Below are 14,775 nucleotides of genomic sequence, written 5' to 3' on the forward strand. Positions count from 1 at the left end.
CCACCACGAGATTTTCGCGGATGTTCCTGAGGTCGACTGAGACAGGTTCCACTGAGCCCGGCCTCAGCCCTCGTCACCCCACAGCGGCGTGACGAGCGGCGACCCGGCCTGCGAGTCGGTCTCGATGACGGCCTCGATGCCAAACACGTCGCGCACGAGCTCGGCCGTGACGACCTCGCCCGGCGTTCCACGTGCAACAATGCGCCCGTCTTTCATGACGACAAGGTCGCTCGCGTAGCGGAACGCCTGGTTCAGGTCGTGCAGCACCGCGACGATCGTGCTGCCCTGCTCGTTCAGCGTGCGGCACAGGCGCAGCACCTCGATCTGGTGCGCCAGATCGAGCGCCGACGTCGGCTCGTCGAGCAGCAGCAGCGGCGTCTCCTGGGCGAGTACGAGCGCGATCCACACCCGCTGGCGCTGGCCGCCAGAGAGCTCGTCGACAAACCGGTCGGCGAGCTCGGTGACGCCGGTGCGAGCGAGCGCCGTGGTCACCGCGGCTTCGTCTTGCTCGTTCCAGCCGCTCACGAGCGATCGGTGCGGGTAGCGGCCCCGGGCCACGAGCTCTGCGACGGTGATGCCGTCGGGCGCCGTCGGCGACTGCGGCAGCAGGCCAAGGTGCCGCGCGAGTTCTTTCGCACGGTACGAGGCCAGCTGTTTGCCGTCGAGAACGATCGATCCGCCGGCCGAGGGAACGGCGCGCGCGAGTGCCCCCAGCAGCGTCGACTTGCCGCACCCGTTCGGTCCGATGATCACGGTGAACCCGCCAGGCTCAATGCTGAGATCGAGCCCCGAGAGAACCGTACGGTCGCCGTAGCTGACGGTGAGGCCGTGGGCGTCAATCATGCGACCACCTTTCGTTGTCGCGCGCTCACTGCGATGAGCACGATGAGATACACGCCGCCGACGCTCACGGTCACCGCGCCGACCGGTAACGGTGCGCCGGGAATGAGCCGCAGCGCGATGAGATCGGCGACCGAGAGCAGAGCGGCACCCGTGAGCGCGGCGGCAAGCGGAGCATAGCCGCGCTGACCGGTCATGAGCGAGGCCAGGTGCGGTGCGGCGAGTGCCACGAACGCGATCGGGCCCGTGACCGCCACAACCGTTGCCGCGAGCAGCACCGCCAGAACCGTGGCCCACAGCCTGACCCGAGGCGGATCGACGCCGAGCCCCCGCGCGAGCGCATCGCCGACGGCAAGCGTGTGGAGTGGCCGGGTGAGCAGGCCCGCGGGCAAGGCGCAGCAGGCTACGAGGGCCGCGGCGGGAACGACCCGATCCCAGGTCACATCGTTGAGAGAGCCGAGCGCCCAACTCGATGCGCTCATGGCGACCTTCACGTCGGCGGCGAGAATGATCCACGTGTTGACCGAGGTGAGAAACGCGCTCATCGCGATGCCGACGATGATGACGCGAAACGCTCCCGATCCACCAAGGCGCGCCACGAGCACGACAACCGCCGCGGCAATCATGCCGCCCGCGAGCGCTCCCGCGGTGAGCCCCGCGAAGTTGCTGCCGAGCAGAATGCCTGCGATGAGCACCCCGGTGAAAGCGCCGGTGTCAAAGCCGATGATGTCGGGGCTGCCGAGCGGGTTTCGGGTCGCGTTTTGCATGAGCGAACCCGCGACGGCGAGGGCGGCCCCGAAGGCAATCGCCGCGACCGCGCGGGGCAGACGCCACTGCTGCACGATCATGACGTCGACGCTCTCGCCCTTGCCGAAGAGTGCCTCGACCGTCTCGATCACGCCGAGCCCGGCGCTGCCGGTCCCGAGAGCGAGCACGGTCGTGGCGATGATCACCGCGGTGAGCAGCACCACCGTCAAGCGAAAACGAGTCATGATTTTGGCCCCCGCATCTTCGCGAGCAGCAGCACGAGCACGGGCGCCCCGATGATGCCCGTCACGATGCCAACCGGCAGCTCGCCGGCGGGAAGCGCCACGCGGCCGAGCACGTCGGCGATGAGCAGCAGCGACGGGCCGATGAGCAGCGAGAACACGACGAGCCGGGTCTGGTCGGGCCCAGCGAAGCGCCTCGCAACGTGCGGAACCATGAGCCCCACAAACGAGATGGGCCCGGCCATCGCCGTCGCCGAGCCGGCCAGCAATGCGATCGTGAGCACGGTCACCACGCGGGTGCGCCCGACCGGCGCCCCGGTTGCCTGCGAGAGCCGATCGCCGAGGCCCAACTGGTTGAGCGCAGGCGTGACGAGCAGCGCGAGCAGCATGCCGATGGCCCAGAACGGCAGGGCGGCGAGCAAGGGTTGCCAGCCGCGGCGGGACAGCGAGCCCGCGCCCCACGAGCTCATCTGTGCAAAGACGTCGGGATTCAGCTGCATCATCGTGGTCATGATGCCGCCGAATAGGGCACTGAGCGCGACGCCGGCGAGCAACAGCATCGAGGGGTCGGCCGAGGCCGAGCGGCCAGAGGCGATGAGGTACACGCAGGCTGTCGCGACGAGCGCCCCGACGAGCGCGAACCAGATGGTCGCGAGCGGTGAGGTGAGCCCGAAGACCACCCCGGCGAGCACGACCGAAAGCCCCGCTCCCGCCGTGACCCCGAGAATGCCCGGGTCGGCGATCGGGTTGCGGGTGAGCGACTGGGTGAGCGCGCCCGCGACGCCGAGGGCCGAACCCGCCGCGATGGCGAGCAGGGCGCGAGGGGCGCGAATGGTCGTGACGACGACGCTCGACGACGACTCATCGGGGGCGGTGAGCGCGAGCCACACCTCCCGCGGCGAGAGCTGCGCATCGCCGACCGCGAGGCTCAGCAGCCCGGCGACCGCGAGCACAACGAGGCCGACCGCCAAGACGAGCGAGACGCTCACGCGGCGAGGCGCCTCCTTCGCGGCTGGCGCTTCCGGCGTCACCACTGCTCCAGCGCATCAAACACGGCGTGACGGTACCAGGCGTAGTCGTGACCGCCGGGGCGCGTCTCGAGGGTTACGCTCGCCCCTGCGGCGAGCGCGGCATCGGCAAACATGCGACTCTGGTCGATCATGCCTCCTTCTTCTCGCCCCGCGTGCAGCAGAAAGCGCGAGTGCGGCAGCGACGCCTCTCGCAGGTCGCGGGTGAGCTGGCCGGGATCCGCTTCGTCACGAGCGTCGTAACCCGGCACGAACCAGAACGAGCCCGAGCTCACCACCGCGGTGCCAACGCGTTCTGGCCGGTCGGCGACGATGCCGGCAGCGGCGAGCCCGCCATAGCTCTGACCGACAATCGCGACGTGCTCGGCGGCAACCTGCGCCCCGAGCGCGCCACACACCGCCGGCATCACCCGCTCAACCACGAGGGCAGCGATAGCGTCTCGCTCGGCGAGCATCTCGCGGTCGGGCGTTGGAATGATGGCAAAGGCGGCGGGCTCGGCTCGCCCGTGGTTCCACCGGGCAGCGGCCGTCTCGATGCCGAGACTGTCGAGCCACACGTCACCGTCGAGCATGAGCACGAGGCGCCGCACCGCTTGCACCGTATCGGGCACGAGCAGCGTGACCGTGCGGTCGCTGAGCGCGATGTGGCGCCTGATGAGCGCGACCTCGGGCTGCTCGCCGGGGGCCCACACGGGGTGCCCCGGTGCGGCGTCTGGCCCCACGAGTCTCGACGCCGTCGTGCCCGACCCGAAGGCATCGCTCATGAAGACCGGGTAGTCGGGATCGGCCTCACCCGAAGCCACGAGCTCGCGCAGGGCGTCGAGCCCGGCCGCTGGTCCAGCCTCGCTACGGGCACGGCGCACGAAGCGGTAGCTCGCCTCGAGGTCGGCAGGCAGCCGAACGGTCACCTCGCGCTCGGCCCCGTCGCGCAGGGGCCTCAGCACGAGGTGATCGACGCTCGGCCAGGAGGGATGCAAGAGAAAGTCGATGTCAAGCATCACCTCGATCGACGCGTCGGCCTCACGCACCGAGAAGGTCACGTCAATCGTGTTGTCGCTGTGGCGGCAACCAAACCGGTGCACTCAGATCACCGCGTGGTTGATTCGAGCAGCGGCAGCACCGCCTCGAGGTCGTCGATCGAACTGAGAATGCCCGGCTGCGGAATCGACGAGTCATGCCCCTCTGGCAGCGCAATGTACGAGCCCTTCTTCACGGCCGAGAGCGACGTAAATAGCTTCGACTCTTCGAACGCCTCCCGCTGCCCCTTCTCGAGCAGCGAGTGATAGCCGATCACCACAACGTCGGCGTCGAGCAGCGGTGTCTGCTCTTCGCTCACGACGTCGGCGGGGTATTCGGCCCCGAACTCTGCGCTCGACTCGGTCGACTGGAAGCCTAGCTGCGTGAAGAACCACGAGGCCTCTGAACCCGGAACAGACATGTAGGTCACCTGCGTCGGGTACACGACGGCGTAGTTCAGGGTGAGGTCGGCAAACTGCGGGTTGGCCTCGCGCGCATCTTCAAACGCGTCAGTCACGGCGTCGATGTTCGCCTCGCCCTCCTCGGCAAGGTCGAAGGCCTGCGCGATGAGGCGGTGACGGCTCTGCCACGTCGACTCTTCACCCTTCGGCAGCGCGATCACCGGCGCAATGGCCGAGAGCTTGTCGTACGAGGTCGAGAGATCCCAGTATCCGGCCGCGAGAATAGCGTCGGGCTTCAGCTTTGCGATCGCCTCATAGTCTGGCTCGGCGTAGGGGTCGAACAGCTGCTCAATCTCGGTGGTCGCGCCAGCCTTCTCGGCCTCGGCAAGCGCCGCCTCTTCGTAGTCGTAGAGCGTATCGGCGTCGCCCGCGGGCTTGAACGACCCCACCGGAATAACGCCGAGCGCCAGGGCATCGTCGATGTCGCCGAGCGTGACGACTCGCTCTGGTGCCTCTTCAAGAACGCTCTTGCCAAACTCGGTGTCGAGCGTGAGCGGGTAGCTCGTGGCGGCAGGCGCTTTCGCCGCGTCGTCGGTGGCCTCGGGGCCGCTCTTGGCGCCGCACCCGGCGAGGAGTCCAGCGGTAACGGTGACCGCGACAAGACCGGTGAGCGCACGGCGAATTGCATGCTGCATAGTGACTACTTTCGATGAACCAATGAAGACTTCATTAGGTTAGCCTTACCTCGCGCTGATCTATACTGTTCAAGCGCCATAATACTTTTGAACGGACACGCATGCTCACCGAAGAAACCTGGGCTTTTACGCAGCTCGTCGAGCACGTCGACTTCGCGCCCGAGTCGCACCCGTACGGCGTCGGAGAGCGCGACGGGATCCGCGTCGTGCGCTACCTCGTCGAACGCGCCGGCAGCTTCGGCGTGCACGTCGAGCGCGGCCTGCACCAGCTCGCCTGGCACACGGGCGGCGACCTCGCGGTGTTTGCGGCCGACGAGTTCCACCTGCTCCCGCCGTCACAGTGCATCTGGATTCCCGCGGGCACGCCCCACGACATCGCCTGCACGGCCCCGGGCGAGCTCTTCTGCCTCTACCTGCGCGAAGAGGCCAGCCCCTTCGCTCCCAGCAATACCCCGGTGCGGATCGCGGCCGACGATCTCATGCGCGGCCTGATGCGCCACCTCGCCTCACCCCTCACGAAAGAGGAGGGACTGCGAGCGCGAGCGGTACTGCTCGACGCCCTGCCCTCCCGGGTGCACACTCAGCCCACGCTGCCCATGCCGAGCGACCCCGCCGCGCGCATGCTCGCCGAGCAGTTTCTCGAGACCCCGGCCTCGCCCCCGCTTCTCGAGCAAGCAGCGCAGTTGGCCCGCATCAGCGCCCGCACCCTGCAGCGCCGCTTCGTCGCCGAAACCGGCCTCACCTACCGCGAGTGGAAAACGCGCGCCCGCCTCTCACTCGCCCTGCCCCTCCTCGAGGCCGCGAAGCCGGTCAAGGAGGTCGCGTGGCTCGTGGGCTACGCAACGCCCAGCGCGTTCATCAGCGCCTACGCGGCCGAGTTTGGGATGACGCCGGGGCGTGGTGGGACGTACGGGGTAACCGCGCCCTAAGAAACCGCCGACCCAGCCCCTTCGCGCGAGCGGTCAGACACAGCCGGGAGCTGCAGCTGACGCAGGGCGGCCCGCGCATGCTCGGTGGCAGCCCGCTCGCCTGGCGCCTGCGCGAGACGCAGAAGGCGCTGTCGATGCGGCTCGCCAAGCAGCAGCGCAAACAGGGCTGTCGCCTGCGCGAGATCAGGCTCAGGCAGCAGGTCGTTCAACGCGCTGATGTATGAGCGCGGGCCCTCGACATAGAACCGTTCAGCAAGCTCGGGGAACGTCGCCGCCTCGATGATCATGATTCGGTGCAGGCCGATGGCCTCGTCGGAGTGAAGCGTCTTCACGATACTGATCGCGAGCTCTTCGAGGCTCTCGTCGGCGGTTGGGGGTTGCACCGTGCGGTCGCGCAGCCGTTCGACGCTTGCGAGGAAGATGTCGGTGCGATCGCCGAAATGCGTGTAGATCGTGCGCTTCGTCACGCGCGCCTCAGTCGCTATGTCATCGATCGAGACCTGCGCGAGACCGCGTTCGGCGAAGAGGCGGGTAGCCGTGTCCAGCAGGTCGTCGAGACGCTGCGCTCGCTCAGCAGCTGTGGGGCGGCCTTTCTTCCGGGGCGCTGGGTCAGTGCCGACGCTCATCACGGTTCCCTCCGGTCTGCATTGTCATTGCTGACCATTATATAATGACACGACAAACGTTTCATTAAATCCAGCGTCGCCCCACCACCTTCCGAGGCGGCTCCCTCATACACGCATCCTCGCGCAGACCACACAGCCGCCGATGCCACACCACAGGACGAGAGGAAAACCCCCACCATGTCCACCCAAAAACCGAAGGCCGCTCGCGCGTCAACCCGCCGCTCGGCACCCAGCGCACCAGCGCAGCACGATCCGCCGCCCAGCCCGGCAATCGATGACGAGCAGGCGCTTGCGTTCTACCGCCAGATGGTTCTGGTGCGCCGCTTTGAAGAGCGCGCGGCCCGGGCCTACACCGAGGCGAAGGTCGGTGGCTACTGCCACCTGAACCTCGGCGAGGAGGCAACCGTTGCGGGCCTCACCGCCGCGCTCGATGAGCGCGACTACCTCTACACGAACTACCGTGAGCACGGCTACGCGCTCGCTCGCGGCATAGCCGCAGGTCGCCTCATGGCCGAGTTGTACGGGCGCCAAGATGGCGTCTCGCGCGGCTGGGGCGGATCGATGCACATGTTTGATATCGAAGCGCGATTCATGGGCGGCTACGGCATCGTCGGTGGCCAGGTGCCGCTTGCGACCGGCACCGCGCTCGCGATCGACTACCGTGGCGCGTCGGAGGCGGTCGTTTGCCTCATGGGTGACGGCACGACCAACATCGGCGCGTTCCACGAGTCACTGAACCTCGCAGCACTATGGGGCCTGCCCATCGTGTACGTCGTGAACAATAACGGCCTGGGCATGGGCACCACCGTCGAACAGTCATCGGCAGAGCCCGAGCTGTATAAGCGCGCCGCCTCGTATCGCATGGCGTCGGCGCGCGTGAACGGCAACGACCCGGCGGCAGTATTCGAGGCAATGCAGATCGCGCTCGCAAGCGCCCGCGAAGGCAAACCGTACCTGCTCGAAACCATGACGGGTCGCCTCAAGGGGCACTCGGTGGTCGACCCAGCAAAGTACCGCAGCCGGGAGGAGGCCGAAGCGTTGAAGGCGGCCGACCCGATCGCCGCCTACGCCGTGCACCTGCACGAGCGGGGCCTGCTCACCGAGCAGCTCAGTGCGCAGGTCGACGCCGAGGCCATGACTACGGTGGCCGATGCGGTAGCGTTCGCCGAGGCGAGCCCGCACCCTGATGTCTCGACGCTCTTCGACTACACCTACGCAACCCCGGTGCCCAATGACTCGCGCCGCCTACCCGGCGACGCCCTCTACCCGGCGGCACCCAGCCCTGCTCTTTCGGAGGTGCCCGCGTGAGCGTCATCAGCTACCGCCAAGCCCTGCACGACGCACTGCGCGAAGAGATGCTGCGCGACGAAAACGTGTTGCTTATCGGCGAAGAAATCGGCCTCTTCGAGGGCTCATACAAAATCACCGCCGGAATGCTCGAGGAGTTCGGGCCCAAGCGGGTTCGCGACACCCCGATCGCTGAGGAGGGCTTCACGGGAGCCGCGATCGGCGCGGCAATGGTGGGGTTGCGCCCCGTCGTCGAAATCATGACCATCAATTTCTCGCTGCTCGCGCTCGACCAGATCGTCAACCACGCCGCAAAGATCTACGGCATGTTCGGCGGCCAAGCCCGCGTGCCGATGGTGATCCGCACCCCGGGAGGCGGCGGGCAGCAACTCGGCGCAACCCACTCGCAGAACATTGAGCTCTACTACGCATTCGTGCCCGGCATGAAGGTCGTGGCTCCGTCGACCCCGGCAGATGCGAAAGCACTCATGCTCGCCGCGATGCGCGACGACGACCCGGTGCTCGTGCTCGAGAACCTTGCGCTCTACAACACGACGGGCGAGGTACCCGACGACGTGAAACCCGCCGAAATCGGCCGTGCGAAGATCGCGCGAGAAGGCACCGACGTCACGGTTGTGTCGTACTCGCGCATGGCCACCGTCGCACTCCAGGCGGCCGAGCGTCTTGCCGCAGAGGGCATCGACGTCGAGGTGATCGACCTGATGAGCCTGCGGCCGCTCGACCGCGATACCGTCATCGGCTCAGTCAAGAAGACCAGCTGCGCCGTGGTACTCGAAGACGACTGGCTCACCTACGGCATCGGCGCCGAAATCGCCGCGACCATCTCTGATGGCGCGTTCGACTGGCTCGACGCTCCCGTCAGGCGCGTCGCCATGGCCGAAGTACCGATGCCCTACGCGAAGTCACTGGAGCTCGCCGCGTTGCCCTCGCTCGATGACGCGCTCAACGCAATCAGAGAAACGATCGACGCCGTGGCACGGCGCCGCTGAAAGGACCCCTCATGATCGACATTCTCATGCCGCGCCTCTCGGACACGATGACCGAGGGCACCATCACGGCCTGGCTCAAGAAGCCGGGCGATGCCGTCGCTCCCGGCGACGTGCTCGTAGAAATCGAGACCGACAAAGCCCTCATGGAGCAGGAAGCCTACGAGGCCGGCGTTCTCTCAGAAGTCCTGGTGCAGGCGGGCGAGAACGTGGCCATCGGCACTCCCATCGCACGGCTGGACGATGGCAGCGGCGAGGCTCCGGCACCCGCGCCCGCCGCAACCCCTGAGCCCGCCCCTGCCGAGACTGCCGAGGCCGCGGATCGGAAGTCGGTGCCAACGCCCGCAGACACGGCAGCCCCGTCGAACGTCCGCTCCGATCGTCGCGCGGCGACCCCGCTCGTGCGGAAGATCGCGAAGGAGCGTGGCATCGACCTCATGACGGTCGTGGGCAGCGGCCCCGGCGGGCGTATCGTTCGCGCCGATATCGACGCGACCCCCTCACCGCAGGCGGATCCGTGCCCTCCGATGCCCGTCGACGCACTCGCGACCCGAGCAGACGCGCGAGAGCCTGCGGCTGTTCCCTTCGACGCGATGCGCCACGCGATCGCATCGCGCCTCACCGAGAGCGGAACGACGATTCCCACCTTCACCGTGACCGCCTCTGCCGACGTCAGCGCTTTGCTCGCGCTGCGCGCCCAAATCAACGCCGCGAACAGCGACACGGGGGCGAAGGTCAGCGTGAACGATCTTCTCGTCAGGGCGGTGGCCGTCGCCCTTCGCGCACACCCCCAGGTGAATGCCTCGTACTCGACGGAAGGGCAGGGGCAGGCTCTCGTGCACGGGCGCGTTCACATCGGCATCGCGGTCGCCTCTCCCGCCGGGCTCGTCGTACCCGTCGTGCATGACGCTGACCGCAAGGCGGTGTCGACCATCTCAACGCGCACGAAGGAGCTGGTAGGCAAGGCGTCGGAGCGCAAGCTCTCGGCCGAAGACATGGCTGACGGCACCTTCACGATCAGCAACCTCGGCATGTACGGCATCGAACACTTCACCGCGATCATCAACCCGCCTCAGGGCGCGATTCTCGCCGTCGGTGCAGCGCGCGACGAACTGACCCTCGTCGAAGGGGAGGCAGTCGCCGTCAAGCGGATGCGGTATACGCTCACCGCTGACCACCGGATCATCGATGGCGCACTGGCAGCACAGTTCATCGTAACGCTCACGGAACTGCTCGAGCAGCCGCTGCGCATCATTGCCTGAATGGTGCGGTGGCACGGGGCCGCAGCGGTTTCCGTGTCGCCGCCGCGTCGGTGCTGTAGCTCTCGAAGCGCTGCATTGGGGCGGGGAGTCGCAACTGTGGGTGCTCGTCAATCTTTAAACTTTTCAGAGCGCCGTTTCCCAAGTTCCTGGCGGTGCCGCCTTCAGTAAACGGACACTCGCGTAGGTTCAGATATCTACGATGTTCTGAGATATCACGATGGTCGGGATGACAGGATTTGAGCCTGCGGCCCCTTGGAAAACCCCTGGTCAGAGCGGATTTTTCCGGAAATCTTGGATTATCTCGGGTTCCCTAGTGTGGACTGGGAAGTAGGCGTTTCGCCTCTTTCGAGTGTACCCGATCATCGTCGGTCCGTCAGGAGTGATTGAGTTGGGTTTGCGGTGTGTACGGCGCGAGACACGTGCTAGGACAACTGAGAGCCATCGGACTCGTCTAAGCATGCCGCGACGCACGGGCGACACGCGCCTTCGGCTGATTGAACTACCCAAACCGGAGCATTCCGCTTCCGTTCCTTCAGAAGCAAGCGTACCCTGGGGTTAGGCGGCCTCTACCTGCTACGTCATCGCTTCGAGTGGTGACACAACTCAACGGCTTTGGCTGAACAGTTTTCTTCCTCTTGTCGCCCTCGACTTGGGGAGGTCTGTCACCATGTTTCGCCTGATCTGGATCGTCAGCATCTACGTTCGCAGCTTCATGCGACGCTTCATGCCTAGCAATATTGCAATTACCGCACTCCGCACTCGCAGCGGCCTCAAGTGGGCCGCACCGGCGATGCTTCTATCGGTGCCCTACTTGTTCGCCGCAAGCTACGTCATGACTCTCGTTGACGGTGGCGCATCGAAGTGGCTCTGTGCCGTCTTCCTCGTGTGCATCTGGAACGCGTTGAAGTTCTTAGCGAACGGCATCGTCTGCACGGGGCTCCTCGCACGAGTTCGTGTTCACGAGCGGCGACTCCAGAGATCTGCTGCCGAAGCGCCGACCGTACGCGCGAACCAGCAACTCGTCGATGCCTGAACCCGAATCCAGCAAATATCCTCACGCGTTGAACTACGCTGCAGCAACGAGTAGTTCATCCCAGTTGGTGAGGCATCTTTGAGATAGCAGCTCGCGTTTCATCTCCCAACCGGGTGGGGCCTTCAAGCCGCCAAGGCCGACGCCAACCGCGGTGGTCGCGAACTTTCGATTGATCGCATCGAGGGCTTGCCCGACGCCGCGCCCCTCGAACTCTGGCCTGAAGAGGTCGAGCGGTTGCACGCCGTCAGCCTGACGCAGGTCAGTGAGCACGACGCCTGCACGAGCGTACCTGATGCCCTCGGTTGGGAACAGCTTCGGCATCAGTGCTCGTGCAGCCTTGGTGAGTGTGATCGGGTCATCAGTTGGCGTGGAGAGCCCCACGGAAGCTTGAGCACTGTGGGCAACGGTGCCGGTGTCTGCCCAGCCAGTCATTGCCCAGGCAGACAAATGCCCGGCGAGTGAACACTGAGCACGTAGCCTCGCCGATACTCGCTGCGCGTACAGCGAGATCACCTGCTCCATCTCACGGGCGTCGGTGATCTTCTTCGAGAAGCTGCGCGAGAAGATCAGTTGGTCTTTGGTTGTCGGCGGGATCAGTTCGAGCGGAATGCACGGAATGCCGCATAGTTCGAGCACGATGCGCTCCATATTCACGTTGAACTTCTTCCTGGCCCATTTTGGATCAAGATCTCGCAGGTCTCTTGCGCTGTGCACGTTCATACCTGCTAGCTTTTTTCCGCTGCGCCCTGCGACTCCCCAAAGGTCAGTGACGGGGATGGATTCGAGGATCCGACTCATTTGTTCTTCGCTGTATCGCCCGACGTGCAGCACTCCGTTCATGGCGGGTGTCTTCTTGACACCTATGGCGGCGACCTTTGCGAGCGACTTGGTTGGCCCCATCGCGATACGCACCGGCACCCCTGTGAGTCGACGAACTGCCTGCCTGATCTCAGTGCCGACCCGTTCCAGCTCGGCTGGTGTGCCTCGGAGTCCGACGAACGATTCGTCGATCGAGTACACCTCCTGCCAAGCGGAGTAGCGTGAGATGATCTCGGCGATCCTGTTCGACATGGCACCGTACAGCTCGTAGTTCGAAGACCGCACGGCGACACCCATTGTTTGCGCCCAGGATTTGATCTGGAAGTAGGGCTTGAACATGATGCCCGGGTCGATCTGCTTCGCGACCGAGTTGGCCGCAACGACGCAACCGTCGTTATTCGAAAGCACCACGATGGGTCGGCCGCGAAGCTTCGGGTCGAATGCGGCTTCGCAGCTCGCGTAGAAGCTTTCAGCGTCTATCAGCGCAATGGACAATGGAGCAGGCACGCGATGATGCTATGCCGAGCCGCCGACATTATGAGGCCGGGCTAATGATGAAGGTCACGACGCCCCACACCGTCATCTCGCTCAGCTCTGGCAAGACGAGATGCGGGTACCCGGGGTTCTCTGCACGCAACGTGACCCGACCGTTTGAGTCGACCTGTAAGCGCTTCACCGTGTATTCGCCATCGACGATCGCGACAACAATGCGCCCGGGGAGTGGCGTGATTCCGCGATCAACGATGAGTAGTGACCGATCAGGGATGACTGGCTCCATCGACCGTCCCGCGGCCCTCCAGAAGTAAGTTGCGGCCTTGTCGCGAATGAGGTGCTCAACAAGGCTGAGTTCTTCAGTTGGGTAATCCTGCGCTGGGCTCGGAAAGCCGCATTGCGCTGCCTCGGGCGCGACAGACATGGAGACATCGTGGGTCTCCAAGAGGGGTTGAGGATAGTGCATCGCCAGACATCCTATCGAACACAGTTTCGAGTCATTCTCGCAGAGGATCGTCGGGCACACCTGTTCGGTGAGATTTGACCACGAAGGAGCCTGCTGATGCCTAGCCTCACCGATCTCGCACGAGACGACCGCTCTGCCCGACGGCTGCTCTCCTTCGTCGCCACGCCAAACGACGAAGCGACGGGGCGGCTGCTCGGCCGGCTGGGAGCCGAGGATGTCGTTGCTCTTGCAGACAGCAACCTCTCGATACCGGGCATGGATCGTACAGAAGCTGCGGTCTGGCGCGACCGGATTCATGCGCGCTATCGGGCGGATCAGCTCTCCGCATTCTTGACAGAAAGCGGAGACTTCAGATTCCTCATTCCGTCAGACCCAGAATGGCCGACGTCCTTGCAGGACCTCGGTGACCGCACGCCCTATGGTCTGTGGGTGACCGGCAATACAGATTTGTTTCGTGGCGATTCGAGTGCGCGAGTCACGATTACCGGAGCGCGCGCAGCCACTGGCTACGGAGCTTTTGTCGCGGAGGAGATCTCAAGCGACCTCGCTGGGGATGGCCGAACAGTGGTTGCCGGAGGCGCGTACGGCATTGAGGGGTCTGCGCACCGTGCTGCACTCGCTGGGGGCGGGAGCACGATCGCGGTCATGGCGTCGGGCATCGACCGGCCTTATCCGGCAGGTCACAGCCAGCTCTTTGAACGTATTGCGCAGGACGGGCTGATCATGTCCGAGGTGCCGCCCGGTATCTCACCGACTCGGCAGCAGTTCATCGACCGCTCACGCATCGTCGCCGCTGTCTCAGGTGCCACCGTCGTTGTTGAAGCAGGGGCCCGTTCGGGCACGATGCGTACCGCGCAAGAGGCCAAAGGTCTCGGTCGCATAATCGGTGCAGTTCCCGGTCCAGTCACCAGCGCCGCAAGCCACGGCACAAACCTTCTGCTCCAGGAGGGAGACGCACGACTGATCACAAACGCGAAAGACGTGTTACGTCTTCTGAGCCCATCTGGCGGCTTCGGTCGTGGTGAGTTCCTCGAAAGGAATGATGTCCGACGGGCCCCACGAAACGTCGAGAGTGTCCCCCGGATGTGAATCCTGCACCTGTGAACACGAATTTGTCGCCGTGTTCATGATGACGGTTGGATCGGCATTGCGGATGATGTGGAGTGCCCCGCCTGGTCTGGCGAGACACTCCACATGTAGTCAGTCGGAAACGACCCGCGTCGGCTCTCCGGCGGAGTAGGTCACCGTACCCAATGGCGGCAGGTTCGGCCCATGGAGCATATGCTCAAGCGCGCGACTGGGCGACTGAGCTTGTTCCAGCCGTTCGAGCCAGGGCTTCCAAGCTTCGGCTTCAAGCTGGAAAACCGGGAAGGGTTCCTTGAACCACTGCTTGAAAAGATGACCATGCGATGCTTCATCTAAGTCTCCCTGCTTTCGCGCACCCGCCAACAACTCAGCGAGCAGGAAGTAGTGGATCGGGGTGAACCCAGCGCTGTGCAGTTCTGCGGCCGCCTCCTTCCAAGCTTGAGGGGCGCGGGTGCCGCCGTCGACAACGCCACCTGCAATCAGAGTCATAATGGTCGGCCCAGGGAACCAAGGGCAATGGTCGAGCATATAGCGAGACCACAGAGGGCGATCAGCTTCAGGCACGTCGCCCCACCCATCTGTGGGGTCAAGGTCATCAGCTCCACCGTCACCGGGGCCAACAAGGTAAATAGACATGGGAATGTTCCTTACCGGATCCCAGCATGCACGCACGCGGGCATCCATCGACTTGCATAAACGGTTGTTCATGCCGGTTCTTCCCCTGGGGCACCCCGCTCGATGGAGAGGGTTGCCGTGCAGCCAGCCAGGTACTGAAGGCTACAACTCTTGAACCTGCTA

The 14,775-nt window shown here is 65.0% G+C and carries 15 protein-coding genes and 1 riboswitch; of the genes, 6 read left to right on the top strand and 9 right to left on the bottom strand.

Features of this window, described 5'->3' with window-relative positions:
• Positions 1–63: 63 nt before the first annotated feature.
• From KTJ78_RS03835 to KTJ78_RS03855, 5 genes are read right to left on the bottom strand one after another with little or no spacing between them, the layout of a single operon-like run.
• A complete protein-coding gene (locus KTJ78_RS03835; protein WP_217132791.1) occupies positions 64–843 on the bottom strand; it encodes an ABC transporter ATP-binding protein in 780 nt (259 codons plus the stop codon).
• Positions 840–1,832, bottom strand: coding sequence for a FecCD family ABC transporter permease (locus KTJ78_RS03840; protein WP_217132793.1), 993 nt, complete (start codon positions 1,830–1,832; stop codon positions 840–842). Before KTJ78_RS03840 ends, KTJ78_RS03835 begins: the two co-directional genes overlap by 4 nt.
• Entirely contained in the window at positions 1,829–2,860 is a 1,032-nt protein-coding gene (locus KTJ78_RS03845) for a FecCD family ABC transporter permease (RefSeq protein WP_217132795.1), read from the bottom strand. Before KTJ78_RS03845 ends, KTJ78_RS03840 begins: the two co-directional genes overlap by 4 nt.
• Positions 2,857–3,939, bottom strand: a complete 1,083-nt coding sequence (locus KTJ78_RS13505; RefSeq protein ID WP_217132797.1) for an alpha/beta hydrolase-fold protein — start codon at positions 3,937–3,939, stop codon at positions 2,857–2,859. The genes KTJ78_RS03845 and KTJ78_RS13505 overlap by 4 nt, the downstream gene beginning before the upstream one ends.
• A gap of 5 nt (positions 3,940–3,944) precedes the next feature.
• Positions 3,945–4,970: an ABC transporter substrate-binding protein gene (locus tag KTJ78_RS03855; protein ID WP_217132799.1), complete on the bottom strand. Its 1,026-nt coding sequence runs from the start codon at positions 4,968–4,970 to the stop codon at positions 3,945–3,947.
• Positions 4,971–5,071: 101 nt separating this feature from the next.
• On the opposite strand from KTJ78_RS03855, the gene KTJ78_RS03860 reads away from it, so the two are divergent.
• Positions 5,072–5,899: a helix-turn-helix transcriptional regulator gene (locus tag KTJ78_RS03860; RefSeq protein ID WP_217132801.1), complete on the top strand. Its 828-nt coding sequence runs from the start codon at positions 5,072–5,074 to the stop codon at positions 5,897–5,899.
• Here KTJ78_RS03860 and KTJ78_RS03865 read toward each other — a convergent pair.
• Positions 5,896–6,525, bottom strand: coding sequence for a TetR/AcrR family transcriptional regulator (locus tag KTJ78_RS03865; protein ID WP_217132803.1), 630 nt, complete (start codon positions 6,523–6,525; stop codon positions 5,896–5,898). The two genes, KTJ78_RS03860 and KTJ78_RS03865, sit on opposite strands and share 4 nt — an antisense overlap.
• Before the next feature lie 177 nt (positions 6,526–6,702).
• Here KTJ78_RS03865 and pdhA point away from each other — a divergent pair, with 177 nt between their 5' ends.
• The 4 genes from pdhA to KTJ78_RS03885 all read left to right on the top strand — a co-directional run bounded on the left by pdhA (position 6,703) and on the right by KTJ78_RS03885 (position 11,114).
• Positions 6,703–7,833, top strand: coding sequence for a pyruvate dehydrogenase (acetyl-transferring) E1 component subunit alpha (gene pdhA, locus KTJ78_RS03870; protein ID WP_217132805.1), 1,131 nt, complete (start codon positions 6,703–6,705; stop codon positions 7,831–7,833).
• Positions 7,830–8,822 (top strand): alpha-ketoacid dehydrogenase subunit beta, encoded by a 993-nt coding sequence (locus KTJ78_RS03875; RefSeq protein WP_217132807.1) that lies wholly within the window; start codon positions 7,830–7,832, stop codon positions 8,820–8,822. The genes pdhA and KTJ78_RS03875 overlap by 4 nt, the downstream gene beginning before the upstream one ends.
• Positions 8,823–8,833: 11 nt before the next feature.
• Positions 8,834–10,081, top strand: coding sequence for a dihydrolipoamide acetyltransferase family protein (locus KTJ78_RS03880; protein WP_217132809.1), 1,248 nt, complete (start codon positions 8,834–8,836; stop codon positions 10,079–10,081).
• 667 nt (positions 10,082–10,748) lie between these two features.
• Entirely contained in the window at positions 10,749–11,114 is a 366-nt protein-coding gene (locus tag KTJ78_RS03885; protein WP_217132811.1) for a sulfate permease, read from the top strand.
• Positions 11,115–11,147: 33 nt separating this feature from the next.
• On the opposite strand, the gene KTJ78_RS03890 is transcribed toward KTJ78_RS03885, so the two are convergent.
• Positions 11,148–12,440 carry a Y-family DNA polymerase gene (locus KTJ78_RS03890; protein WP_217132812.1) on the bottom strand — a complete coding sequence of 431 codons (1,293 nt, stop codon included), beginning with the start codon at positions 12,438–12,440 and terminating at the stop codon, positions 11,148–11,150.
• 28 nt (positions 12,441–12,468) lie between these two features.
• Positions 12,469–12,849 carry a LexA family protein gene (locus KTJ78_RS03895; RefSeq protein ID WP_217132814.1) on the bottom strand — a complete coding sequence of 127 codons (381 nt, stop codon included), beginning with the start codon at positions 12,847–12,849 and terminating at the stop codon, positions 12,469–12,471.
• 138 nt (positions 12,850–12,987) lie between these two features.
• On the opposite strand from KTJ78_RS03895, the gene dprA reads away from it, so the two are divergent.
• Positions 12,988–13,980 (top strand): DNA-processing protein DprA, encoded by a 993-nt coding sequence (gene dprA, locus KTJ78_RS03900; protein WP_217132817.1) that lies wholly within the window; start codon positions 12,988–12,990, stop codon positions 13,978–13,980.
• Positions 13,981–14,091: 111 nt separating this feature from the next.
• Here dprA and KTJ78_RS03905 read toward each other — a convergent pair whose 3' ends face one another.
• Positions 14,092–14,685 carry a hypothetical protein gene (locus KTJ78_RS03905; RefSeq protein ID WP_254259366.1) on the bottom strand — a complete coding sequence of 198 codons (594 nt, stop codon included), beginning with the start codon at positions 14,683–14,685 and terminating at the stop codon, positions 14,092–14,094.
• A riboswitch (SAM riboswitch) is annotated at positions 14,657–14,769 on the bottom strand. It overlaps the preceding gene by 29 nt.
• Between the last annotated feature and the right edge of the window lie 6 nt (positions 14,770–14,775).

It is taken from the genome of Leucobacter chinensis, from assembly GCF_019049105.1.
GTDB classification, from domain to species: Bacteria; Actinomycetota; Actinomycetes; order Actinomycetales; family Microbacteriaceae; genus Leucobacter_A; species Leucobacter_A chinensis.

Excerpts from the sequence above, each read along its gene's own strand:
- pdhA (WP_217132805.1), top strand. The coding sequence starts at position 6,703 with ATGTCCACCCAAAAACCGAAGGCCGCTCGCGCGTCAACCCGCCGCTCG.
- KTJ78_RS03905 (WP_254259366.1), bottom strand. The coding sequence starts at position 14,685 with ATGAACAACCGTTTATGCAAGTCGATGGATGCCCGCGTGCGTGCATGC.
- KTJ78_RS03885 (WP_217132811.1), top strand. The coding sequence starts at position 10,749 with ATGTTTCGCCTGATCTGGATCGTCAGCATCTACGTTCGCAGCTTCATG.
- KTJ78_RS03835 (WP_217132791.1), bottom strand. The coding sequence starts at position 843 with ATGATTGACGCCCACGGCCTCACCGTCAGCTACGGCGACCGTACGGTT.
- KTJ78_RS03865 (WP_217132803.1), bottom strand. The coding sequence starts at position 6,525 with ATGAGCGTCGGCACTGACCCAGCGCCCCGGAAGAAAGGCCGCCCCACA.
- KTJ78_RS03895 (WP_217132814.1), bottom strand. The coding sequence starts at position 12,849 with ATGTCTGTCGCGCCCGAGGCAGCGCAATGCGGCTTTCCGAGCCCAGCG.
- KTJ78_RS03860 (WP_217132801.1), top strand. The coding sequence starts at position 5,072 with ATGCTCACCGAAGAAACCTGGGCTTTTACGCAGCTCGTCGAGCACGTC.
- KTJ78_RS03855 (WP_217132799.1), bottom strand. The coding sequence starts at position 4,970 with ATGCAGCATGCAATTCGCCGTGCGCTCACCGGTCTTGTCGCGGTCACC.
- dprA (WP_217132817.1), top strand. The coding sequence starts at position 12,988 with ATGCCTAGCCTCACCGATCTCGCACGAGACGACCGCTCTGCCCGACGG.
- KTJ78_RS03880 (WP_217132809.1), top strand. The coding sequence starts at position 8,834 with ATGATCGACATTCTCATGCCGCGCCTCTCGGACACGATGACCGAGGGC.
- KTJ78_RS03840 (WP_217132793.1), bottom strand. The coding sequence starts at position 1,832 with ATGACTCGTTTTCGCTTGACGGTGGTGCTGCTCACCGCGGTGATCATC.